Raw genomic sequence first — 23,616 nt, 5'->3', positions numbered from 1 at the left:
TTGCATACGTAGTATGTTTCCGGCTTTATTTTCACAAAAAAAGAGACTGTTTACAATTATACAGTCTCTAAATTCAGCATAAGTTTCGAATATAGTTATAAGCTTTCTGCTTCTGTTGTATTTACCTTTTCAACATATTCTATTTTGCTTCTCTTATTTTTTGTAGCGCGATAAAACAGTAAACAAATAATCATAAATGGAATACCACAATACAATGCCATTCTTTGCTCTGGAATAAAAGCCATAGCTACAATTACTGTTAAATTTAATACTAAAGCAAGCAGTGGTACGAATGGATACAATGGCGTTTTAAATTTCAAGTCTTTAATATCCCCACCTTGCTTCACGTATGTCCTTCTAGCTAATAGATTAGATAGAGCGATCGATGCCCAAACTAATATCGCTCCAAACCCTGCAATTGAAAGAAGCCATAAATAAACTGTATCTTCCGCATAAATACCTGATAGTAATGAGAGACAACCTACAATTGTACTTACAATCAATGCGTAAATAGGAACACCGTTTTTAGATAACTTACTAAAAATCGGGCTAATCATTCCTTGATTAGACATCGACCATAGCATACGGGAAGTTGCATATAATCCTGAATTCGCAACTGATAGTACCGCTGTAATAATAACGAAATTTATAATATCAGCCGCATAAGGAATACCAATTTTATCAAATACAACTACGAATGGACTTTCTATCACGCCTGCTTGCTGCCAAGGAAATAGTCCCGCAAGAATAAAAATAGATAGTACAAAGAAAACAAGTATGCGCCAAACTGTATTATTAATTGCCTTCGGGATCGTTTTCTCTGGATTTTCACTCTCACCAGCTGCAATACCAACTAGTTCTGTTCCTTGGAAGGAAAAATTAACTGCAATCATCGTAATTAAAATTGCTGATAATCCATTTGGAAACAATCCACCATAATCAGTAAAGCTAGAAAACATCGGTGCTGGTTCATTTCCTTTCATATCTAGAAAACCAAACATTGCTGCCCCACCTAAAATGATAAATGCAATAATTGTAATTACTTTAATACTTGCAAACCAGAATTCAACCTCCGCAAAACTTCTTGAAGATAACGCATTAATAACAAAGAGCAATACGGCAAACACTACACACCAAATCCATGATGATACATCTGGAAACCAACGTTTCATTAATATACTAACTGCAATTAATTCAATTCCTATCGTAGCCGTCCAGTTTAGCCACGACATCCATCCCACTACATAACCCGCTGCAGGTGAAATATGTTTTGTAGCATATGTTTGATACGATCCTGCATCAGGCATCGCAACCGCTAACTCTCCAAGACAGAGCATCGTTAAATACATAACAAATCCACCGACAAGATACGCTGCAATCGCTCCTCCAGGTCCAGCTTCATGAATTGTATAACTGGATCCTAAAAAAAGCCCAGTACCAATAACCCCTCCGAGTGCAATCATAAATATGTGCCGACTTTTCAATTCTCTTTTTAATCCTTGGTTTTGATCCATCATATAACTCCCCCCTTTTCACTTTGCAAACCCATTCGATGTAAGCGTTTTAAAGATTATTCATAGTAAAAATAATTATTTAAAAGAGCAAAAATATATATTACTTATATTAATCACTACCTGTTATTAAAAGGTCATCCCTCACTGTTATTAATAGTTTTTGATCAGCGATAGCTTGTCCTTCTACCACTTCTAATGATTCGATATAACCACTGATTCCCACTTTAATTTCCACTTGCTTCTTATCTATTGTTTCAATTAACGCTAATTTTTCCCACTCATATACGTAAGAACTTTCAGTAACAAATAATTTCTCTACTTTCCCGTAACAAGGACTATACACACCTTCTATAACCATCTTCACTTTATAAATTCCTCCCTCTTATTAATTGACACTGAAGCGTTGCATAACCTATAAAGATTCATAATCCCCCTACTCTTTAAATTTAGAGTTCTCAACTACTATTCATGCAAAATACGTACCAACCTCAACACCTATGTAAAATTGGGCTTTTTCACGAAAAAAATCTACATAATCGCAAAATTTTTCTATCATTTGAAAAGTTTTAAGAGAAAATAGCAAAAAAATTTTGCGATTTTATGAGAATTTTAATAAAATTATAAAAAGTCAGTCTTCATAGGGTATAACGAGGAGAAGATAATACATGCATACAAAAGAAATCAATTTTAAAAAGATTATTGAAATGAATATGCTATATGAAACTTTACTCAATGAACTAGATATTGGGATTCATATTATTAATGAGGAAAGTAAAACGATTATCTATAACCGCAAAATGATGGACATTGAATCAATGGATCGCTTAGATGTGCTAGATAAAAATCCTTTAGAAGTATTTGCATTTGAAGAAAATAAAAATAGTACTCTTATAGAGGCATTAAAACTTGGAAAAACAAACAGAAATATAAAACAAACGTATTTTAACAATAAAGGACAAGAGATTACGACGATTAACGATACTTTTCCTATAATAGAAAATGGAAAAATTAAAGGCGCTATTGAAATTTCAAAAGAGATTAGTCATTTAAAACAAACAATGAAAACGAACCTTTCTCGAAAACAAAACACTAAGTTTACCTTTGATCACATAATCGGTGATTCTAGAGCTATTCAATCGGTCATTGCAGAAGCAAAGAGAGTAATACGTACATCCTCCTCCATACTTATCATCGGAGAAACAGGGACTGGTAAAGAACTATTTGCACAAAGCATCCATAATGAAAGCCAACGTTCAACAAAACCATTTATTTCGCAAAACTGTGCCGCTATACCAGAAACCTTAATGGAAAGTCTACTATTTGGTACGAATCGAGGTGCTTTTACAGGAGCAATAGATAAACCTGGTTTATTTGAAGAAGCAAACGGCGGGACTTTGTTATTAGATGAGATCAACTCATTAAGTCCAACACTTCAAGCTAAATTGCTGCGGGCTATACAAGAAAAAACAATACGAAGAATCGGAGGCACACAAGAAAAAGAAATTGATGTTCGTATTATAGCAACTATTAATGAAGATCCTCTTGAAGCCATAGCACACAATCGATTAAGACAAGACTTATATTACAGATTAAGCGTTGTTACTTTATGTCTTCCACCTTTACGGGAACGAAAAGAAGATATTGCATATCTTGTTCAACACTTTATTGAAAAATACAATATCCAATTTGACCTTAGCGTAAAAGATGTAGATTTAAACGTAAATAACTTCTTCTATAAATACGATTGGCCGGGTAATGTGAGAGAATTAGAACATATAATTGAAGGTTCCATGAACTTAATAGAAGATGAAGATATCATTACAGCGTTCCATATGCCAACGCACTTTCGCGAACTAGCAAAAAAGGAACTCAATATGCGGACTCCGCTAACTAGTCACAATACTGATACACCACAGACTTTAAAACATATAATCGAAGAAATGGAAAAGAAATATATCCATCAAATTCTTAAAGAGAATAAAGGTAATATCTCACAAGCCGCAAAATTTTTAGGATTGAGCAGACAAAACTTACAATATCGAATTAAAAAATTGCATTTACACATATGAAATGAATCTTTCTCCAAGTGTAAAAAAATGGTAAAATATGTTATAATAAACGTATAACATGCTAGAAAGGTGCAATGTATATGAGTAATGATAAGAAGTTGAAGTTATTACACTACTTAGGTCTTTTCCCTACCATTCTATGTATAATGCTATTCATTGATATGAGTAGCTTTCCTCATGCAAAGCTCTTAGGCACAATTAGTGGCTCCTTTGCAGCTATTATGCTTGCTGCTTTTTGGAATTTGAAGCTACGTATGAAGAAAGAACGCTCTTCTTGAACTAACAAATTCTATTGTTTACTTATTACCAGGTGTTTTATTATTAATCGGAGGATTAATGGGGATTTTCCGAAAAGATAAGACTACTGCATCAGCATAAAAGAAAAAGCACTCAAATGAGTGCTTTTTTCTTATCCATATCTTTTCTAAAACTCAATCTTCTCCAAGTACAATCCACTCGCCTCAGCAAGGCAATTAATTTGATTTCTCTGCTTATCCTCTAAAATTTGCGGCATTGCTTCTGCATCTAATTGCCCTAATCCAACTTCAATTAATGCTCCAACAATTTTTCGCACCATGTTATGAAGGAATCCGTTACCACTTATTCTAATTTGTACAAATCCTGCCTCTTCGGACACCTCAAGTGTATATACTTCTCGAACCATAGACTTTTTCTTAGACTTCGCATTCGAAAAAGCAGTAAAGTCATGTGAACCAACTAAATATTGAGCAGCTTTCTTCATGCTTTTCACATTTAATTTTTTATTCACGTGCATGCTGTATTTACGCATAAATGGGTTCGTATGCTCTTCATTCCAAATCTTATAAAGATATGTTTTTGCTTTAGAATTGTAACGAGCATGGAAACGATCTGGTACTTCTTCTACACTCGTAATACTAATATCATTTGGTAAATATTGATTTAAATACTTTTTCACTTTATGTTCTACTAACTTCTCATCACTCTTAAAGTTAGCTACTTGATTCAAAGCATGTACACCAGCATCCGTTCTACTACAGCCGATAATTTCAATTTCTTTTCCGACCATTTCAGATATTATACTTTCGATTTTCCCTTGAATCGTATTATCGTTATTGCCGAGACGCTGCCATCCTTTATAACGAGCACCGTCGTACTGAATCGTTAATTGATAATTGTACATAGTATTCTCCTTCACAGAAAATATTCCCTCATATCGTGAGGGAATATTAATAAACTTTACTTTCTAACAAGCTTCACTACATTTTCTACATGAGCTGTATGTGGGAACATATCAACTGGTTGCACATACTCCACTTCATAACTCTTCATTAATGCTTGTACATCACGTGCTAATGAGGAAGGATTACAAGACACGTAAACAACTTGTTTCGGTTTCACCTTTAAAATTGTTTCCAATAATTTATCATCGCAACCTGTACGCGGTGGGTCAACAACAATGACATCTGGACTCCAGCCTTCTTTCACCCATTTCGGTAACCATTGTTCCGCTTTACCAGCTTCATACTTTGCATTTGTGAATCCGTGGCGTTTTGCATTTTTCTTTGCATCTTCAATCGCTTCTGGAATTACATCCATACCACGTACTTCCGCTGCATCATTCGCAAGCCAAAGTCCAATCGTACCGACACCACAATACGCATCCACAATCTTCTCGTTTCCTGTTAAAGCAGCTGCTTTTTTCGCTTCATCGTATAAAACAACCGTTTGCTCTGGATTTAATTGGAAGAATGCGCGTGCTGATAATTCAAATGATAAATCACCTAGTGTTTCTTGAATTACTTCTTTACCAGCTAATTTAAATGTTTTATCACCGAAAATAACAGATGTTTTACGCCAGTTTACGTTTTGCATAATTGATTTAACACTTGGCATTTGTTTTTGTACTTCTGCGATAAATTGATCTTTATTTGGTAATTCTTCTTTTGTTGTAATAAGTGTGACTTGCACTTCCCCTGTTTGAACTGCAGTACGTGTCACAATTGTGCGTACTAAACCTTTTTGTTTTTTCTCATTGTAAATAGAAACATTTAATTTTTCTAATATACGTCTTACAACTTTTGTTGCTTCATTCGTTGCTTTATGTTGAATCATGCAATGAGAAATATCAATTAATTGATGTGAGTTTTGCTTATATAACCCTGTAATAACCTTTTCGTCTTTACGCCCCACTTGCAATTGACTTTTATTACGATAATGCCATGGATCTTCCATACCAATCGTCGGGCGAATTTTCTCTTCCAGACTGTTATTCATGTACTTTTCGAATGCTTGTACAACGATATCACGCTTTTGATTTAATTGTTCTTTATAATCTAAATGCTGCAATTGACAGCCACCACACTCCTCATATACTGAACATGGTGCTTTCACGCGATGTGGCGATGATTTACGAACTTTCTTCACTTTCGCTTCAGCGAAGCCACGCTGAATTTTCGTTGCTTCAGCAACAACTTCTTCTCCTGGTAATGCCCCTGGAATGAAAACAACTTGTCTCTTAAAATAACCAACGCCTTCTCCGTTAATCCCAAGACGTTTAATTGTCACAGGAAACGTTTGACCAACTTCCAACTTACTCTCTTGTTGCTTTTGTATCATTATTACACCTCTACTCTATACTTTTCCATAAATATAACGCTGCATAACTGCAATATGGTTCACACTCTTGTTTCACTTTTTCTAAAAATGCATCATCAGGCTTATTATCTAATTGAAATATACCTTGAAGTGCACGCCTAATCCCGATATCTGCTTCCGGAAACATGTTTTTCCGGCCAAGCCCAAACATTAAAAAGTTTTGCACTGTCCATGCTCCAATACCCCTTATTGGTAACAATTGTGCCGATACTTCTTCTTCTGTTTCGTTTTCTATCCTTGCTAAATCTAATTTACCGCCCACAATATGTTTTGCTAATCCTACTATATATTCAGCTTTTCGCTGACTAAATTTCTGCTCTCTCAATTCCTCTATTGAAATATTCGCTACTCTTTCTGGTGTTGGGAAAAAGAAAACGCCGTTCTTCTCTGTCCCATATCGTTTTACAAATTGATCTGTTAGCACCGTAGCAAATTTTAAATTTATTTGTTGATGAATAATACAACGAAGAAGACAAGCAAAATAATCAAATTCTAATATAATTGGAGTATAAGCATATGTTTCAAACAGTGGACGTAATGATGTGTTTAAAAAATGATCTTGTATATTTTGAAACGGCTCATTCCAGTGGAAAATGGACCTCATTCGTTTCATTACTTTCTCTTGATCTCCTGCCTGACTAGAAATCCAAAACTGTGGATTTTGAACAGTACCAATCCCTTGCAAACGAACAACAATTTGTTCTTCGTTTATAAGAAGCGGGACATAGATTATTTTCTCGTCTAATTGAATGACGTTTAACGGGTCAAAAGATAAACGCTTTAGCACTTCTTCAAAATGGTACGGATATTCTAACGTAACATGTTCGCTCCACATACGTTTCCCCATCCTTTTTACACATCATTATAGCATGAGAAAACCGCAAGCATACATGCTTACGGTTGATTGCTTTTTACTAAATCATCTAGGCTTTTAAAATGATACCCTTTCTCGCGCAAATCATCAATGATTTTCGCAAGTGCTTCTGCATTATCTTTTGATATTGCATGAAGTAACAAAACAGATCCTGGATGAATCATAGTCATTACATTATTATGAGCGTATTGCCATCCTCTTTGCTGATCTACTTTCCAATCAAGAAATGCAAGCGACCAAAACACATTATAATATCCCATTTCTTTCGTAACAGCTAACGTTCTTTCGCTAAATACACCTCGCGGAGGGCGTACATATTTCACTTCTTTTTGCCCTGTTACCTTTTTAATCTCTTCCGTTACGCTCGTTAATTCTTCACGAAGTTTTGCATCATTTACTGCTGTAAAATCTGGATGACTCCAAGAATGATTACCAATAATATGTCCTTCATTTTTCATTCTTAATAATAAATCTTTTTGTGTTTTTATATAATGTCCCGTCACAAAGAAAGTTGCTGGTACTTTTTTCTCCTTTAATACATCTAAAATCTTTCCTGTATATCCATTTTCGTATCCATTATCAAATGTTAAATAAATATCTTTTTTCTTCGTATCTCCTAAATAAAACCCACCATTTTTTTGTAGTAATTCTGTATATAGTTTCCCTGCATCTGGCACCGTTTCATTTTTAGGACGTGGGATCCCCCAGTTATGTGGTGTATTCGTATAAGCAAATGTTGAAACTGGAACAAGTGCCATCATAATTGAAAAAATGAGACCTATATATAACCATTTATATTTCATAAATAGTCTCCTTTCCATATATAATCGTACCTGTAGTTTCTGTTTTCCTGCTTTCTTTCATGCTGAACATGTTTTTCTATATATACCAAAAAATGCACCTCGAATAATTCGAGATGCACTTCTCTTTACTTAAATACAGCTTCTTTAAAGCTCGCCAATTTTTCAAGTGATGTTTTATCAACATCAGCATGTAGGCTTTTACCATGAGAATCCATCGTTACAACTGCTTTAAAACCATCTATACGTAAATGCCACATTGCCTCTGGGATACCGAATTGTAAGAAATCAACATCTTTCACTTCTTTAATACATTCAGCATAATATTGTGCTGCACCACCAATTGCATTTAAGTACACACCACCGTGTTCTTCTAAAGCTGCTAATGTTTTAGCACCCATCCCGCCTTTACCAATTACAGCACGAATACCGAACTTTTTCATAATATCGCCTTGATATGGCTCTTCACGAATGCTTGTCGTTGGACCTGCCGCTTTAATTTGCCAATTGTCATTCTCATCTTTCACTACAACTGGACCACAGTGATAAATAATTTGTCCCTTTAAATCTACTGGACAGTCGTTATCCATTAAATGTTTATGGATTGCGTCACGACCTGTATACATCATGCCGTTAATTGTAACAACATCCCCGACACGAAGTTCACGAATTTGCTCTTCTGTAATTGGAGCTTGTAATACGATTTCACGCTGCTCTGTTTGTTCTTGCGCAGCGTCTTGTTGAAGTGTATCTTCACCTTCTTGGTATAACCAATCCATAATTTCACCTGTTTCAGGATGAATTGTTACGCCAAGACGACGATATGCCCAACAATTATACGCAACAGATACGTAGAAGCTCGCTGGCAAACGATTATATACTCCAATTTTGCAACCTAATAAAGTTGTTTCTCCGCCAAATCCCATCGTACCAATGCCTAGCTTATTTGCATTCTCTAATACATACTCTTCAAGCTTTTGTAATTCTGGAACTGAATTTACATCATCTAATGTACGGAATAATTGATTTTTTGCTAATTCGTAACCTGATGTGCGGTCTCCCCCGATACCGACGCCGATTACCCCTGCGCTACACCCTTGCCCTTGCGCTTGATATACTGCATGAAGAAGGCATTTACGAATTCCTTCTAAATCACGCCCAGCTCGTCCAAGTCCTTCTATTTCACAAGGTAAGCTATATTGAATATTTTTGTTCTCACAGCCCCCGCCCTTTAAAATTAAACGCGCATCAATGTAATCTTTTTCCCATTGTTCAAACTTAATAACAGGTGTACCTGGTCCTAAATTGTTTCCGCTATTGTCTCCAAAAAGAGAATCAACAGAGTTCGGGCGAAGTTTACCATCTTTCGTTGCCCGCTCAAGAGCACTATAGATAGCTTCCTTCAGTTTTAATTGATTCACACCAACCGGTGTATAAATTTTAAACGTTGGCATCCCTGTATCTTGGCAAATTGGCGAGATATTATCATCTGCCATTTTAATGTTATTCGTAATTGTGCCAAGTGCCATCGCAGAGCGAGTTCCTGCACTTTCTCGTTCTTTTGCTTGTTGAATTGTACGACGAACATCTTTCGGTAAGTTCGTTGACGTTTCAACAATTAGTTGATACATGCTTTCTTGAAGCTTTTCCATTGTTACTTCCCCCTCAATTGTGAACGCTACCAAAACGTTATGAAATGAAAATTCCATCGTTATGCTCTTCAGCTTTTTATTTATCCCGCTATTTGCGGTTTAATGAAATTTTTCACAACTTGATTATACCTTTTTTTCTATATTCCTTCTATTATCCGTACAGAAAAAGGCTACCAATTTTGTATTGGCAGCCTTTTTAATATATTATTCGTCTTTTTTAAATTGCTCACATTTTAATTCTAATTCATCTAACATCGCAAGAAGACGATCTACATCTTCTAACTCTACTTCTTCAGGTTCAATCGTATCAATTACTTCAATGAACATATTTAAACGCTCTTTTAAATATACTAATTGTGTATCTTTATCTTGAATTGCTTTTCCCATGAAGGCACTCTCCTTTTAATTCGAGTTGCTTTTATTATACCGCAAAAATGATTGCTATGGGCATGAAATTTCATCAATTTTGTCAAGATCATCCGCTATAATGTAAGCCCTCTCTCTTTTTCCGCTAAAAAGTTTCACTTTATAAAAAGTACATATTCTTCTATTATAGAGAATGGACAAATTGTTATTTCAATAGTCAAAGGAGTATTTCATATGACGATATCACAAAAAATGAAGCCGATTACTCCTTCTTACGATCCATGGGAAGCGTATATGGACCTTGAAGAGTACGGCAAACTACTATTAACAAACGTTGAGTTTACAACGACAACGTTATGCAATATGCGTTGCGAGCATTGTGCTGTTGGTTACACATTACAGCCGAAAGATCCAAATCCGCTTCCGATGGAGCTTTTATTAAAACGATTAGATGAGATTCCTTATTTACGTTCTTTAAGTATTACTGGCGGAGAACCTATGCTTTCAAAGAAATCCGTCGACAACTATGTAACACCACTCTTAAAATATGCCCATGAACGAGGCGTTCGCACTCAAATCAACTCAAACTTAACTATAGATTTAGCACGTTACGAACAAATTATTCCCTACTTAGATGTATTGCATATTTCACATAACTGGGGAACAATTGATGACTTCGTTGAAGGCGGGTTTGCAATGATGGAGCGTAAACCTACTTATGAACAACGCGCAAAATTATTTGAACGAATGATTACAAATAGTAAAGCTCTATCAGATGCAGGTGTACTCGTATCAGCCGAAACGATGTTAAACAAAAGAACTCTACCACACATCGAACATATCCATCGTCAAATTGTTGAAGAAATGGGTTGTAAACGTCATGAAGTGCATCCGATGTATCCAAGTGACTTTGCTAGCACACTTGAAATTTTAACAAAAGACGAAATTCGAAAAGCAATTGAACATTTATTAGAAATTCGTGATGAAAATGTATGGATGTTATTTGGAACATTACCTTTCTATGCATGTAGTGATGATGAACGCGATTTAGCTACATTTAAGAAATTACATGAAAGTAAAAATGTAACTGTACGTAATGATCCAGACGGTCGTTCTCGTTTAAATGTAAATATTTTCGATGGAAATATTATTGTGACGGACTTTGGTGATGTTCCGCTTCTAGGAAACATACAAACAAACACATTACAAGAAGCATATGAAAAATGGAGCGCTTCAAAAACAGCACAATCATTAAGTTGTCATTGTCCTGCTGTTAAATGTCTTGGACCAAATGTTCTTGTAAAAAATAGCTACTATCCAAAAGAAGATTTCTTATCAAAAACATCAAACATTATGTTATAAATAAAAAACGTCAGCTTATAGGCTGACGTTTTTTATTTCATTGTGAATGCGATGAAGAAACAAATTTAAAAAACAAATGATCATGAATTGGAATAGCAGCTCCAATTCCTTGAGAAGTAACATTTTTTACGACAAGCCTTTTTTGATTTCCCTTTAAAACAAGGTACACTTCTCCAAATGTTACTTTTCCTTTTTCATTTACTGCTGGCGTATAAGCATATAAATATCCGAGTTGACTTGGACTAATATTATAAACACGCTCATGTCCTGTACCATAACCAATGGTCGTTTTAAACGAAAGTGGCAATTGTACTTTTTCAAGCGCTTTTAAAAGCATCATTTTTTTCACATCTGTAGCATCTTTCATATCCGCTGTTAAATCGCCTTCGATTGTCTTTTGAGTTTCTTGTTTATAGCGAAGTGGATATAAACGATCTCCTCCGCGATTATCATATACATTTCGATTCACTTGCTTATATTCCCAATTAATCGATGTATCTATTGACTCATAATTTAATGCCCATTGACCTAAATAAATTTTCGCTCGGTATCCTACCGCAAGCGGTGCATTCGAAATTGTTGTTTCATTAAACATTCGAATTAAATCAGGGTTTTCAATTTTGATATTTGCTGTTTTCAATAGTTCTTGCGCAAACTTACTTGGCTGTAAACGCGGTAAATCTTGTGCGTCATTTGGAAATGTATTATCTTTTGAAATATTTAAAACAGATGAAGGCATTTTTACTTCTACCGTTGTCTTTGCAAAACTACTGTTAGGAAATAATAAAATAAACGAGACCATGGTTGAAAGACATATGCTGTATACTCGTTTCACCTGTCTGGCTCCTTCCTACATAAAGGTATATAAATCTGTATTTATTGTTTTCCCTCTGAAGCATTGTTATCCCTATTTTTCATAATAAATAAAAACCAATTCCCATAATGACATACGCCGCTAATAAAGTGCCTCCTTCAAACCAGTTTGTATCCCCATCATTTGAAATCGCAATGGTTAAGAAAACAGCTGTAATCATAGAAACAAGTTCTGGTATTGTAAATACTAAAGGCATCTTTTGTGCAAAAAGCATCGAAAGAAGTACTAATACAGGAGCAACAAACATAGCGATTTGTAATGTAGAACCTACTGCAATTTCCACTGCGATATTCACTTTATTTTTATATGCCATAATAATCGCAGATGCATGTTCTGCTGCATTGCCAACAATTGCAACGATAATAACCCCTATAAATAACTCTGACCAGCCAAATGACTTTGCGACCGTTTCAAAAGTATGTACGAGGGCCTCTGACACATAAGCAACTGCAAGTGTTGCTATCGCTAAAATGAGTAGCGCTTTACTTTTGGACCACTCTGGCTCTTCCTCATGCGCTACTTCATCACTTTTATGTTGATATACACCACGGTGCGTAACTAACTTAAATAGCAATGCAGCAAGGTACATAATAATCATGATAATAGAAACACCAATACTTAATTGATACGTCTTTCCAGCATCCATCTTCATTGAAAAAATCTCTGGAATAACAAAGGCTACGACAACAGCAAATATTAATAAAGCTGAATTATGCCTCGCATCATACACATTAAAACTTTGTCTTTTATATTTAAGGCCACCTATAAAAAAGGAAAGTCCTCCTACTAATAATAAATTCCCAAGTACAGAACCCGTTAATGAAGCTAGCACAACTTCAATTAACCCTGCTTGAAGTGCGAAAATTGAAATGATAAGTTCAACCGCATTACCAAAAGTAGCATTTAATAATCCACCTATCCGAGGTCCAGAAACAATTGCTAAACTTTCTGTTGCTCTCCCCATAAACCCCGCTAATGCGATAATCGTAATGCAATATACAGCAAACATAATTGTTTGAGGCCAATGCAATGTTTTTCCGAGTACAGAAAGTGGTACACCTATAAGCGCTACTATAAGAAATATTTTATTAAACATGCTTTCCATCCTTCCATCGTCTGTATTTCTCCTCAATATTATTATTATTCTTCTCCTAACTTGTCCGATTTCATCACAATTACGTTTAAAAAATCGAATTGAAGAAAACAGTATGAAAGATATTTAAATTGTCTTGTTTAGACAGAAAGAATTAAAAATTTGAAAAGAGGTTATAAGCATGCACTTAAAAGAAAAAATCGCAACTATTATTCAAGGTCAACGAACAGGTATATTATCTACTGTACGTAACGATAAACCACATGGTGCCTTTATGATGTTTTTCCACGAAGATTTTGTACTATATGTTGCAACAGATCGAAATTCAAAAAAGATAACAGATATCGAAAAGAATCCAAATGTACATGTACTACTTGGGCGAGAGGGAAAGAAATTAGATGAAGATTACATTGAAGTTGAAGGTATAGCTTCCATCGAAGAAGATCAAACGTTAAAAAACAAATTTTGGACTAATAGCTTAAAACGCTGGTTACTCGGTGCGGAAGACCCTAATTACGTACTAATTAAAATTAATCCCGACACAATTTATTACATCGATAGTGCCGGTACGACCGAGCCCGAGTTTTTACGACTATAAAATAAAAACAAGCCCCCTTAGGTGGGCTTGTTTTGTCGAAAAGTCCTTCTGAAAAAAACAATAAAATAGGTGGAACTTTCTAAAGATTCTGTTATATAATAGCAGTAACTTAAATAAACTGTATTAAAACAGATTGAGGGGAGAAATAAAAATTGATGAAAAGAGAAGAACGAAAAAACATGATCGAGTTTATTGAAAAGAAAAAAGGGATTGAACGTGATGAATTATTATTTATGACGGATGATGAAGTAGAGCATATTTATAATGTAACGTACTTTTTATATGAAGAAATAGCAGAATAGTATAATAAACCCCCACCTTATTAAAAATATAGGGCGGGGGTTTATTTCGTTATTTATACATGAGAATGTTTTTCATGTATAATAATGTAAGATTGGAGGAATTTCACTATGAGTTCATGGCTATTATTCGCACTATTATCAGCAATTGCTGCTGCCCTCGTATCTATTTTTGGAAAGATTGGCTTAGATGGAATCGATGCCAACGTTGCAACAACGGTTCGTTCTATTATTATGGCATTATTTATGATAGGAGTTATTATTATACAAGGTAAATTTCAAAATATCGGCGACGTCCTGCTAAATAAAAAAGCACTGCTATTTATCACATTAAGTGGGGTTGCAGGTGCTTCGTCATGGCTATTTTATTTTCTTGCCTTAAAAACAGGAAAGGTCTCTCAAGTAGCTCCTATCGATAAATTAAGTGTAGTATTTTCTATTATTCTTGCGATGATTATACTCGGTGAAAAGTTAAACTTTATGACTGGTATCGGTGTAGTCTTTATTACAGCTGGTGTACTATTTATTGCTTTCAGCTAAAAAAACCGCTATTAGCGGTTTTTCTTTTTCTTTATGTAAAACCATACAATGCATGTAACAACTGCTGAAATGATTAAAATCCATATTCCATAATGATGTAAACTATACTCAACAAATCGCCACTTCTCTCCTAACTTCCAGCCAAGTCCGATAAAAACACTTATCCAAATGAGCGCACCACCGTAAGCGTACAAGCAAAAACGCCAAAATGTTAAATTTGAGACTCCCGCAAAATATGCTGTTAAATGACGTACTCCCGGTATAAAGTAACCAATCATTAAAAGAAATGGACCGTATTTTTCAAATAAAATATGTGTTTTTTCAATATGATGTTCCTTAATTCTAACTTTCGGACCATATTTTTTTAAAACAGGGAGCCCAAGTTTTAAACCTAATATGTAACTTAATGTAATGCCAAGCATTGCACCTGCCATTCCACTTAAAAAAGCAGCTGTTCCGGACATAACTCCTTTTGAAATGTTATAGCCAATAAAAGTCAACAAAAACTCATCCGGTATAGGCAATCCAACAATCCCGCCAGCTAAAGCTATAATAATTCCAAAATAACCATAATGTGCGATTAACTCGCCAATATGTTGTTCCATTCGGAAGACACATCCTATGCACGATCGTTATTCCATATTGTGCCCATTCTATCTTTAAGACAAACATGGTATACATATTCACTATACATTGTTTTTATAATGAACTCTACTTCTATTCCATTCCTTAAACAGAGATTTAATCAGTGGTTTTTTTATCCATCCTCACTGATTATTAGCCTGAACCAATCGGGATTTTACAGGTAGCAGGGCCGCCACTTAACTTCCTTGCATTTACTAAATTTTGGAGTAGGAGTCTTACTGCCTATAAATAGCGAGATAAAAAATAAAAATTCATAGGCTTATTTTTTTGTTACAATAAAGGAAAGTTAATTTTTGCAACGGTTTAACTCTCAGGAAAAATGATATATCTAGCAAAAACATAGTTTGGTCTATATAATGCAACTTCTACCTATTAGAGTAACATGCACCCTTTTACATACAACATCATTTTTCTAAATTATACAGGGGGAACGAACATGACCATTGAAAAACAATTTATCCAAAAGATTTACTATAAAACATTTTTAACAGAAGACTCTTCCATTCCGGTAGCGGAAGTACTCGGTGAAGCATATATAAATGAATCCAAAAATGAATTCTCCAACATATCTAATATTCGCTTCGCACAAGGTGAAGTTTATTTTCAAACTAACGACTTTGAAGCCGCTATATTCAAATGGGAGAAAGTAAATAATGAACTTGCTCTCTGGGCTATGAAGAATATTGCAGATGCTTATTTCGAATTAGATTTCTTGCCAAAAGCAGAAGAAATTTATACATCTATCCAAACAGAAGATACAACTCTTACGATGGAAGTTTCCCTACAACTTCTTTCTCTTTATATAGAGCAAAATCGTTTAGGACTAGCATTTAAGACGATTAGCGAAGCTGTTGCATTTCAACCAGACTATCCAAATATTACTGCAATCGCTCGATCGTTCTATGAAAAACAAGAAGATTGGAATAATGCTATTGAACTCGCTGTTCAAGAAGGAATTCGAACAAAGTCATTACACTGGTTCGATACTTTAATCAATTATGTGAACAGAGGCTTTACTAAAAAAATTAAACCTGAGTATTTCTATGAATCTTTAAAAGCCTTATATACAATTGATCAAGTTCAATTTAAAGGACTTGTTATTTCACTTTGGAACAGCTATGAAAATGAATCATTCCATCTACCTTGGATTCAAACAATAAATCACCTATTCTTACATATTGAAGTAGATGCTAATGACGATTGGAATGAAATTTCTACTCGCTATCAAGAGACGTACTTCGAATTGATTACTGGACAACATTTCATGCATGAATTACAAGGACTTGTACCAGATTTATTAACAAATTGGTTTAGTTTAATGAGAGCGGAAGATTCTTTACTTGTCTCCGCAGCAGTATTAGCATGGAATGAAGTTTCACCGACAACTCTAGAATCATTACTCGTAAAAAGCGCATGTGCCTTACTTTCAAATGCATCAGCTCATGCAAATGTTGCTATGGCAGACGTATCAGCATTATTTGAAACGATTGCTGTATGGGCTGAGAAGAATGATGTAGATTTAGGTCATCAATTCACACTACTTGTTCGTGAGTTATACGATTTAACTGTTACACAACTTCTAGTAGCAGGAGCTAGCGATTATGATAAATCAGCCTTTATTAACTCTATACTAGGAGAAAATATATTAAATGAGGCTATAACAACTTCAATTACATTTAAAGATAATAGTCAAACTGAAATAACTGAGCTTACAGAGCTAGATATACGAAATATACCAAACTTTGACGAACTTCATAACATACTAGCGGTACCTTCTCAGTCAGAACTAGAAAGAAAATGTATTGAGGTTAAATTGCCAAGTAGATTTTTACGAAAAAATAAGTTTTCATTCCTTGTCACACCTACTGTGCATGGACAACTTGACAAAAACAGCTCTCACTTTGAATACTTACAGGCAGCAGATAGTCTCATCTATGTACTAAACTCAGCTTCACCATTACATGATGAAGAGCTCGATACATTATTATATATTCGTAAGCAAGTACCAAATTTACAAATTCAATTCGTCTTACAAACAATTGATACGAATACTAGTGAAAATATCACGAACAGCATTAAAAAGAAAATACTCGTACATTTCCCAGAAGCACAATTTTCCCCTTACTCTCCTTCACAAGAGAGTAGTGAACAGCTAGGTAACGTAACAGACTCTATTCTTTCTAACCTTACTCAGCGTAACGTGGAAAAAGAACGCATTGAAAAATTATTATGGTTTATCCAAAAAACAATTGCATACCTTGTAAATGAACGTGTGGAATTAGAAAATACGTTAGTGAAATCCGTCCGCTGGAATAAACATATTTTAGTAAAACTTGATGGTTTTATTAATAATCTTACTGCCATTCAAAAAGATAAAATTCGTTCTATTACAGAATCTTATCTCTTAACGAAAGAAGAGATTACGCAGGATATACATTCTCAAATTCCTGAATTGTTGCAGAGTTGCTCTGATCTTGTTCAAGAAGATAGTGATTTCAAATTGGTCCATGAAGAACTAAATGTAGCAATGAATGAAAGAATTCAAAAACATGTACAACAAGTGCTTCTTCCTAAATTTACTGGGTCTATTCAAGAATGGATTGAAACTGCTCATAATGAATTCATTCAAGCTCAGGCTTATTTAGATGAAATGGGCGATACCTTTAATAAACTCTATGAGGAAGAGCGTATTAAACTTCCTTGTGATTTCAAATTACTAGACGACTGGGATAGAGATGTTGCAAGAATGACGAATAGAATTACAGTAGCTAACATCAATATTTTATTACGCTTTACACCGACACAATTTTTCTTAAAGAGTGCAGGGAAATTATTCGGTAATATGCAAAAAAATCAATCTATGCTATCAAATAAATATAAACAATATATTGAAACAGAAGATTATACAGAAGTTGCTCAGATGATTTCAAAACAATTCTTCCTTCAATTTGAAGTATTTGAAGGTGCGCTAGAACGTGATATCATGATGTTCTTTAAGGACCCTCTTAGCATATTGAAACAAACTGTAGAAGCAGCCCAACTTGAAATACAAGAAGATGAGCAAACTTTAACAAAGCTAAGAACGAACCCAGAAACTTATCATGATCCTTTAACACTCTTTAAATTGCAATTGTTACAACGAAAATTCATGTTAAATATCGACCAAAATAATGAACATATTGCTTCACAAGAAACAATAAATAAAACACCAACTGTTTAAATAAGAAAAACCAAGCAACTAATTCGCTTGGTTTTTCTTATTTCTAATTTGCAATTTTCACATGTTCAAATGGATAATATATCGCCATGAGCTTTCCTAATACTTCTGTTCGATCAATAAATCCTAAGCCGTTCCTACTATCCCTACTAACTAAACGATTATCTCCCATCACAAAAATTTTATTTTTAGGAACTGTAATCGGTCCAAAATCTTCAGTTAAATTGATAAGTAATTTTTCTGCCTGTTTTTTATTATTCTTTAAATACTCTTCGTTTTTCACTTGATGATTAACATATAATTGATCATTCTTCATCTCAATTACATCTCCTGGCAATCCAATAACTCTCTTCACGTAGAAATTATCTGTCTTCACGACAATAATATCCTCTCTCTCATAACTTTCAAATCTCTTTGCAAGTTTATTAATAATTACTTTATCTCCATCTTGTAACGTCGGCCTCATCGACGCTCCTTTTACAGTCGTAGGAAAAAACAAAAAGATTTTTGCCAAAAACACCAATAAACATGCAATTGCAATTATTTCAAAGAATTCACGCAAACGTTTTTTCTTTTGCATCATTCCACCATCTTTTTATTTTTATTATAAGTACTCCGACTAGTTAATTTCCACAAAATTCTGAATTATAACATTAGAATATTACAAATATAAAAATAATAATCCCTATAAATTCATTATTTTCATATACTATATTTCCCATCTATCAAGCAGGATTCCCCTTATGAAATCCATACTTAGAAAGTATAAAATACTGCACAAATTAAACAAACAAATATAATAGCATAGCAATAAAAAAGATACTCTCAAAATAGGCTATCAACTATTTTTGAGAGTATCTTTTTATAATCCTACATATACAATACACATCTGCGCTGCGACATATGTAAACCAAATCCAAAGTGGTTCATACTTCAGTTTGCGCCCTCCGATATCTGTCACGCCTATAATAAAATCAGAAATCACAAACAGTAAACCACCAAGTGCTGGTATCCACCATATTCCTATATTCTCGTAATATAAGGCGAATGCAAAACATGCCATTCCTCCAACCCACAAACCGTAAATTAAAGCGCCTATTGTAAAAAGTTTGTCTTGTTTTTCATTTCGAATAAAGAAAAACCACCCTATAATTAGAAAGAGTCCGTATACGAGTAAACCGATCCAAAAACCATTCCATGAAATACCTGTTTGTAAAAATGCTTTCACATAGAAACAATGCGCAAGAGCGAAAGTAACCATTCCTCCAATTAATCGATGACCAATTGGAATTAATCCTGCCATAAATAAATCCCCTACAGTTGATAAAGTCATACCGAGTGCAACCCACGTACTGTACTCAACCGATGGATCTTGTAACCATATCCAACTTGCACTTCCTGTTAAAGAAAAACTAAGAATAAGACGAACCGCTAAAGGTAACGGCATATTATTTCTCGTTCTCTTCGTCTGTCCTATTGCATAAATTGCTCCCATTACAAAAAGAATAATTTGCCCGACTAACACAATGTAAAGTACATTCATAATATGTTCTCCTCAATAAATGCTTTTTCTATCTTTTTTTCGTTACATATAGCACGTTCTCCTTTTTCTATGTAAAAAAAAAGAACAATACTGTTCTTCCATTTTAATCGTTTTTCTGTTCTCTATGCTACTTGTTTTTCTTGCTCAACTTTCTTTTTAACCGGGTTACGATTTACTACAATAATTCCCGCTGCGACACATGCTAAACCAAATAATACAAAGGAATGAATTGCTTCCCCTAAAATTAGGCTTGATAGTAGCACACCAAACACTGGTATAAAGAACATATACATCGAGACTTTCCCTACTTTGTTATACTTCATAATTGTATTCCATATACAGAATCCCGCTGCTGATAAGAACGATAAATATATGAGCATAAGTATTGCATGTAGATTAAATGCGAATGGCATCATTCCAACTTGAAATGCACCTATACATAGCAACCCAATTGATCCGAAAATCATCTGATATGCTGTCATATACCCAATATCTAATGTTTTACTACCTTCTTTCGCTAATATGTTTCCATATGAATACATCATCGCTGCCCCAAGAAGTAATAAGCTACCTATTCCAAAATGAAATGATAAACTTCCATCACTCGGTACATTCACTAAAATCACACCGCAAAAGCCGATAGCTACTCCAATTACTTTTCTCCTATTTAGAGCATCATCTTTATATAAAAAGTGTGCGAGTAAAATTTGAAAGAATGATGATGTTCCTGAAATAATCGCTCCTTCAATTCCTGAGCTGTAACTCATTCCAATATAAAAACATATATATTGAAGAAAAGTTTGAAACAATCCAATTTGAACTAACTGCTTTCCTGTTCCTTTTTTGAACTTCATATCTTTTCCTAACGCTTTAAAAAATAATAAGAGCATTACACCAGATAAGAAAAAGCGATAGCCAGCAAATAATATTTGTTCCCCGACTTCTTGTGGCTGAATTCCAAGTTCAGCATAGCTTAATTTAATAAAGGGAAATGCGCTTCCCCATAAAAATGTTGCTACTATTGCAGCAATAAACACGCCAATCGGATGGGTAAAAAATTTCTCTGTCTTCAACTTGATGTCTTCCTTTCCGACCTTTTTATGAACAATATTCATATATACCAAAGGAAATGCGAAAACACAAGTTTTCAGTTTATCCCGCTATTTGCTGGGCAGTAAAAGCCCGATTGGTGAGGGCTAATAATTAGTGTGGGATGAACAAAACTCCCACTAATTAAAGTTTCACTTTATACTAAAACAAAAACATATCATCTAAGAAAAACATATGCTATACTATAGAATAATTACAACCTAATAACTATTAAAATCAGATTTAACAGAAATGCTGCTATCCATTATGGATGGCAGCTTTCGTCGTTTTATAGGGGTTTCGATTTTGATTCTTTTTCTCAATAAGAATTCGGAAGGAGCGAGTATTAATGAACGCAGAAGTAAAAACATTACAAGCACAAAAAGATATTTCTCATCCCTCTTTATGGGATACATTAAAGAAACATTATGAACTTATATTTGCAATCGCATCTGGTATTTTTATTTTAGCTGGTTGGTTATTCACAAAAAATGATGCAATAAGTGCAGGTATTACTTTCTATATCCTTGCCTATGTAATTGGAGGATTTGCAAAAGCGAAAGAAGGTATTGAAGACACAATTGAAGAGAAAGAGCTAAATGTTGAAATGCTCATGATTTTTGCAGCTATCGGTGCCGCAGTTATCGGTTACTGGGCAGAAGGTGCTATTTTAATCTTCATCTTTGCATTAAGCGGAGCAATGGAATCTTATACATTAAGTAAAAGCCAAAAAGAAATTTCAGCTCTTCTTGATCTACAACCTGAAGAAGCATTACGTATTTCAAACGGAACCGAGGAACGTGTTCCAGTTGGACAATTACAAATTAACGATATTATTTTAATTAAGCCAGGTGAGCGTGTTCCTTCTGATGGCACAATTCATACTGGTGAAACAAATATTGATGAAGCTGCTATTACAGGAGAACCTATTCCGAATGAGAAAAAATTCGGCGATGAAGTATTTGCCGGCACTGTAAATTTACGTGGTGCTATTGAAGTTAAAATTACGAAGCCGAGCGATCAAACATTATTCCAAAAGATTATTCGTCTCGTTCAAAGTGCACAAAGCGAAAAATCACCATCACAACTATTCATCGAAAAATTTGAAGGAACATACGTAAAAGGTGTACTCCTTGTTGTTGCGCTTATGATGTTTGTTCCTCATTTCTTACTTGATTGGAGTTGGAATGAAACGTTTTATCGCGCTATGATCTTACTTGTAGTCGCTTCTCCTTGTGCGCTAGTTGCAGCCATTACACCGGCAACTTTATCAGCAATTTCAAATGGAGCGAGAAACGGTATTCTCTTTAAAGGTGGTATTCATTTAGAACGTCTAGCTTCAGTAAAGGCGATTGCCTTTGATAAAACAGGAACATTAACACAAGGAAAACCTACTGTAACAGATGTATATGCTCGAGAAGGCATAGCAGAAAGTGAATTGCTTTCTATTACAGCAGCCATTGAAAGTCACTCTACACATCCTTTAGCAGAATCGATTGTTAAATATGCAAAACATGCTTACGACATTACGATAAAAAAACCAGAAAACGTTGAAGATGTAACTGGTTTTGGATTAAAAGGAATATTAGAAAACAAAGCTTATAAAATTGGTAAAGCTGATTTTATCGGGGAAGAAACAAAAACATTTCATAATGGCATTTCTGCCTCACTTGAAAAAGAGGGGAAAACTGTCGTTTATATTAGTGATGAGGATGGTATTCTTGGACTGATCGCTTTAAAAGATACCCTTCGCCAAGAAACAATAGCTGCTATTCGTGATTTACAAAGCATTGGTGTCAAAGCAATCATGATTACTGGTGATAATGAAGAAACAGCAAAAGCAATTGCCAATGAAAGTAATATAAAAGAATATTACGCATCATGTTTACCGGAAACAAAAGTTGAAACGATAAAGCAGTTAAAAGAAAAGTATGGCATAGTCGCCATGGTTGGAGATGGTATAAACGATGCACCTGCACTCGCTACTGCTAGTATTGGTGTTGCAATGGGTGAAGGAACAGACGTAGCATTAGAGACTGCAGACGTTGTTCTTATGAAGAACGAATTATCTCGTCTCTCTCAAGCAATCCGTTTATCAAAAAGAATGAACCGTATTGTGAAGCAAAACGTTATCTTCTCTTTAGCTGTCATTGCGATGCTGATTTGTTCTAACTTCTTGCAGTTTTTAGCCCTTCCATTCGGTGTTATTGGACATGAAGGAAGTACCATTCTTGTAATTTTGAATGGCTTACGATTATTAAAAGGAAATAAGTAACGGGTCCCTGATAAAGGACCCGTTTTTTTTAATGGTAGCTATTGTGACCGTTCGCACTACTACTCGTCTTATGCTTTGGATGCGAACTGCTCTTTTGTTTGTTATTTTTATTATTGTGGTTCTTTTTATTATTACTCATGAAATATCCCCCCTGTTCCTTTTTATTATG

Annotated in this window: 22 protein-coding genes; 8 read left to right on the top strand and 14 right to left on the bottom strand. The window is 34.6% G+C overall.

Translation table 11 applies throughout. From position 1 onward, the window contains the following. Nucleotides 1-95: 95 nt before the first annotated feature. Together KPL75_RS16515 and KPL75_RS16510 are read right to left on the bottom strand one after the other, a co-directional pair. Entirely contained in the window at nucleotides 96-1,517 is a 1,422-nt protein-coding gene (locus tag KPL75_RS16515) for an amino acid permease (protein ID WP_219917024.1), read from the bottom strand. 106 nt (nucleotides 1,518-1,623) lie between these two features. Beyond that, on the bottom strand, nucleotides 1,624-1,878 hold the full coding sequence (locus tag KPL75_RS16510; protein WP_219917023.1) for a biotin/lipoyl attachment domain-containing protein: 255 nt from the start codon (nucleotides 1,876-1,878) through the stop codon (nucleotides 1,624-1,626). Between the two features lie 301 nt (nucleotides 1,879-2,179). Between KPL75_RS16510 and KPL75_RS16505 the strand changes: the two genes are divergently transcribed. Together KPL75_RS16505 and KPL75_RS16500 are read left to right on the top strand one after the other, a co-directional pair. Beyond that, nucleotides 2,180-3,583, top strand: a complete 1,404-nt coding sequence (locus KPL75_RS16505) for a sigma-54 interaction domain-containing protein (protein ID WP_219917022.1) — start codon at nucleotides 2,180-2,182, stop codon at nucleotides 3,581-3,583. Nucleotides 3,584-3,663: 80 nt separating this feature from the next. Then, nucleotides 3,664-3,861, top strand: a complete 198-nt coding sequence (locus tag KPL75_RS16500; RefSeq protein WP_219917021.1) for a hypothetical protein — start codon at nucleotides 3,664-3,666, stop codon at nucleotides 3,859-3,861. A 146-nt stretch (nucleotides 3,862-4,007) separates the two neighbouring features. Here KPL75_RS16500 and truA read toward each other — a convergent pair whose 3' ends face one another. From truA to KPL75_RS16470, 6 genes are all read right to left on the bottom strand, one after another. Next, nucleotides 4,008-4,745: a tRNA pseudouridine(38-40) synthase TruA gene (gene truA / locus KPL75_RS16495; protein WP_219917020.1), complete on the bottom strand. Its 738-nt coding sequence runs from the start codon at nucleotides 4,743-4,745 to the stop codon at nucleotides 4,008-4,010. A 56-nt stretch (nucleotides 4,746-4,801) separates the two neighbouring features. Continuing rightward, nucleotides 4,802-6,181 (bottom strand): 23S rRNA (uracil(1939)-C(5))-methyltransferase RlmD, encoded by a 1,380-nt coding sequence (rlmD, locus tag KPL75_RS16490; protein ID WP_219917019.1) that lies wholly within the window; start codon nucleotides 6,179-6,181, stop codon nucleotides 4,802-4,804. A 10-nt stretch (nucleotides 6,182-6,191) separates the two neighbouring features. Further along, nucleotides 6,192-7,055 carry a DNA-3-methyladenine glycosylase family protein gene (locus KPL75_RS16485; protein ID WP_219917018.1) on the bottom strand — a complete coding sequence of 288 codons (864 nt, stop codon included), beginning with the start codon at nucleotides 7,053-7,055 and terminating at the stop codon, nucleotides 6,192-6,194. Nucleotides 7,056-7,114: 59 nt separating this feature from the next. Further along, complete coding sequence (gene pdaA / locus KPL75_RS16480; RefSeq protein ID WP_002151671.1) at nucleotides 7,115-7,897, bottom strand: delta-lactam-biosynthetic de-N-acetylase; 783 nt, start codon at nucleotides 7,895-7,897, stop codon at nucleotides 7,115-7,117. Between the two features lie 125 nt (nucleotides 7,898-8,022). Continuing rightward, nucleotides 8,023-9,546: a class I fumarate hydratase gene (gene fumA / locus KPL75_RS16475; protein WP_219917017.1), complete on the bottom strand. Its 1,524-nt coding sequence runs from the start codon at nucleotides 9,544-9,546 to the stop codon at nucleotides 8,023-8,025. Between the two features lie 204 nt (nucleotides 9,547-9,750). After that, entirely contained in the window at nucleotides 9,751-9,933 is a 183-nt protein-coding gene (locus KPL75_RS16470) for an SE1561 family protein (protein ID WP_000513558.1), read from the bottom strand. Between the two features lie 213 nt (nucleotides 9,934-10,146). Between KPL75_RS16470 and yfkAB the strand changes: the two genes are divergently transcribed. Beyond that, complete coding sequence (gene yfkAB / locus KPL75_RS16465; protein ID WP_219917016.1) at nucleotides 10,147-11,274, top strand: radical SAM/CxCxxxxC motif protein YfkAB; 1,128 nt, start codon at nucleotides 10,147-10,149, stop codon at nucleotides 11,272-11,274. Nucleotides 11,275-11,311: 37 nt separating this feature from the next. On the opposite strand, the gene KPL75_RS16460 is transcribed toward yfkAB, so the two are convergent. Continuing rightward, nucleotides 11,312-12,109 carry a YfkD famly protein gene (locus KPL75_RS16460; protein ID WP_078180149.1) on the bottom strand — a complete coding sequence of 266 codons (798 nt, stop codon included), beginning with the start codon at nucleotides 12,107-12,109 and terminating at the stop codon, nucleotides 11,312-11,314. Nucleotides 12,110-12,188: 79 nt separating this feature from the next. Further along, complete coding sequence (gene cax / locus KPL75_RS16455; RefSeq protein WP_219917015.1) at nucleotides 12,189-13,244, bottom strand: calcium/proton exchanger; 1,056 nt, start codon at nucleotides 13,242-13,244, stop codon at nucleotides 12,189-12,191. A gap of 178 nt (nucleotides 13,245-13,422) precedes the next feature. Between cax and KPL75_RS16450 the strand changes: the two genes are divergently transcribed. The 3 genes from KPL75_RS16450 (at nucleotide 13,423) to KPL75_RS16440 (ending at nucleotide 14,678) form a co-directional block, all read left to right on the top strand. Beyond that, entirely contained in the window at nucleotides 13,423-13,839 is a 417-nt protein-coding gene (locus tag KPL75_RS16450) for a pyridoxamine 5'-phosphate oxidase family protein (RefSeq protein WP_219917014.1), read from the top strand. 155 nt (nucleotides 13,840-13,994) lie between these two features. Next, nucleotides 13,995-14,141, top strand: coding sequence for a BH0509 family protein (locus KPL75_RS16445; RefSeq protein WP_000817786.1), 147 nt, complete (start codon nucleotides 13,995-13,997; stop codon nucleotides 14,139-14,141). Nucleotides 14,142-14,249: 108 nt separating this feature from the next. Further along, nucleotides 14,250-14,678: an EamA family transporter gene (locus tag KPL75_RS16440; RefSeq protein WP_000100302.1), complete on the top strand. Its 429-nt coding sequence runs from the start codon at nucleotides 14,250-14,252 to the stop codon at nucleotides 14,676-14,678. A gap of 11 nt (nucleotides 14,679-14,689) precedes the next feature. Here KPL75_RS16440 and KPL75_RS16435 read toward each other — a convergent pair whose 3' ends face one another. After that, nucleotides 14,690-15,283, bottom strand: a complete 594-nt coding sequence (locus KPL75_RS16435; RefSeq protein ID WP_002010251.1) for a DedA family protein — start codon at nucleotides 15,281-15,283, stop codon at nucleotides 14,690-14,692. A gap of 476 nt (nucleotides 15,284-15,759) precedes the next feature. On the opposite strand from KPL75_RS16435, the gene KPL75_RS16430 reads away from it, so the two are divergent. After that, complete coding sequence (locus tag KPL75_RS16430; RefSeq protein ID WP_219917013.1) at nucleotides 15,760-18,543, top strand: tetratricopeptide repeat protein; 2,784 nt, start codon at nucleotides 15,760-15,762, stop codon at nucleotides 18,541-18,543. 43 nt (nucleotides 18,544-18,586) lie between these two features. On the opposite strand, the gene lepB is transcribed toward KPL75_RS16430, so the two are convergent. The 3 genes from lepB to KPL75_RS16415 form a co-directional block, all read right to left on the bottom strand. Further along, a complete protein-coding gene (lepB, locus tag KPL75_RS16425) occupies nucleotides 18,587-19,123 on the bottom strand; it encodes a signal peptidase I (RefSeq protein ID WP_219917012.1) in 537 nt (178 codons plus the stop codon). 279 nt (nucleotides 19,124-19,402) lie between these two features. Then, the gene (locus KPL75_RS16420) at nucleotides 19,403-20,083 is read right to left on the bottom strand and encodes a lysoplasmalogenase (RefSeq protein WP_219917011.1); all 681 of its coding nucleotides are present in this window, start codon (nucleotides 20,081-20,083) and stop codon (nucleotides 19,403-19,405) included. 122 nt (nucleotides 20,084-20,205) lie between these two features. Next, nucleotides 20,206-21,156 (bottom strand): DMT family transporter, encoded by a 951-nt coding sequence (locus KPL75_RS16415; RefSeq protein WP_219917010.1) that lies wholly within the window; start codon nucleotides 21,154-21,156, stop codon nucleotides 20,206-20,208. 365 nt (nucleotides 21,157-21,521) lie between these two features. Between KPL75_RS16415 and KPL75_RS16410 the strand changes: the two genes are divergently transcribed. After that, nucleotides 21,522-23,447 (top strand): heavy metal translocating P-type ATPase, encoded by a 1,926-nt coding sequence (locus KPL75_RS16410; RefSeq protein ID WP_219917009.1) that lies wholly within the window; start codon nucleotides 21,522-21,524, stop codon nucleotides 23,445-23,447. The last annotated feature ends 169 nt before the right edge of the window (nucleotides 23,448-23,616 follow it).

The sequence above is a fragment of the Bacillus sp. NP247 genome (assembly GCF_018966865.1).
Classification (GTDB): domain Bacteria; phylum Bacillota; class Bacilli; order Bacillales; family Bacillaceae_G; genus Bacillus_A.
This window is presented reverse-complemented; position numbering and strand designations above follow the sequence as displayed.

What these genes read in the sequence shown, in the direction of transcription:
- KPL75_RS16410 (WP_219917009.1), top strand. Translation starts at nt 21,522, where the DNA reads ATGAACGCAGAAGTAAAAACATTACAAGCACAAAAAGATATTTCTCAT.
- KPL75_RS16450 (WP_219917014.1), top strand. Translation starts at nt 13,423, where the DNA reads ATGCACTTAAAAGAAAAAATCGCAACTATTATTCAAGGTCAACGAACA.
- KPL75_RS16435 (WP_002010251.1), bottom strand. Translation starts at nt 15,283, where the DNA reads ATGGAACAACATATTGGCGAGTTAATCGCACATTATGGTTATTTTGGA.
- KPL75_RS16500 (WP_219917021.1), top strand. Translation starts at nt 3,664, where the DNA reads ATGAGTAATGATAAGAAGTTGAAGTTATTACACTACTTAGGTCTTTTC.
- yfkAB (WP_219917016.1), top strand. Translation starts at nt 10,147, where the DNA reads ATGACGATATCACAAAAAATGAAGCCGATTACTCCTTCTTACGATCCA.
- KPL75_RS16505 (WP_219917022.1), top strand. Translation starts at nt 2,180, where the DNA reads ATGCATACAAAAGAAATCAATTTTAAAAAGATTATTGAAATGAATATG.
- KPL75_RS16485 (WP_219917018.1), bottom strand. Translation starts at nt 7,055, where the DNA reads ATGTGGAGCGAACATGTTACGTTAGAATATCCGTACCATTTTGAAGAA.
- KPL75_RS16440 (WP_000100302.1), top strand. Translation starts at nt 14,250, where the DNA reads ATGAGTTCATGGCTATTATTCGCACTATTATCAGCAATTGCTGCTGCC.
- rlmD (WP_219917019.1), bottom strand. Translation starts at nt 6,181, where the DNA reads ATGATACAAAAGCAACAAGAGAGTAAGTTGGAAGTTGGTCAAACGTTT.
- fumA (WP_219917017.1), bottom strand. Translation starts at nt 9,546, where the DNA reads ATGGAAAAGCTTCAAGAAAGCATGTATCAACTAATTGTTGAAACGTCA.
- lepB (WP_219917012.1), bottom strand. Translation starts at nt 19,123, where the DNA reads ATGATGCAAAAGAAAAAACGTTTGCGTGAATTCTTTGAAATAATTGCA.
- KPL75_RS16515 (WP_219917024.1), bottom strand. Translation starts at nt 1,517, where the DNA reads ATGATGGATCAAAACCAAGGATTAAAAAGAGAATTGAAAAGTCGGCAC.
- KPL75_RS16430 (WP_219917013.1), top strand. Translation starts at nt 15,760, where the DNA reads ATGACCATTGAAAAACAATTTATCCAAAAGATTTACTATAAAACATTT.
- cax (WP_219917015.1), bottom strand. Translation starts at nt 13,244, where the DNA reads ATGTTTAATAAAATATTTCTTATAGTAGCGCTTATAGGTGTACCACTT.
- KPL75_RS16470 (WP_000513558.1), bottom strand. Translation starts at nt 9,933, where the DNA reads ATGGGAAAAGCAATTCAAGATAAAGATACACAATTAGTATATTTAAAA.
- truA (WP_219917020.1), bottom strand. Translation starts at nt 4,745, where the DNA reads ATGTACAATTATCAATTAACGATTCAGTACGACGGTGCTCGTTATAAA.
- pdaA (WP_002151671.1), bottom strand. Translation starts at nt 7,897, where the DNA reads ATGAAATATAAATGGTTATATATAGGTCTCATTTTTTCAATTATGATG.
- KPL75_RS16445 (WP_000817786.1), top strand. Translation starts at nt 13,995, where the DNA reads ATGAAAAGAGAAGAACGAAAAAACATGATCGAGTTTATTGAAAAGAAA.
- KPL75_RS16420 (WP_219917011.1), bottom strand. Translation starts at nt 20,083, where the DNA reads ATGAATGTACTTTACATTGTGTTAGTCGGGCAAATTATTCTTTTTGTA.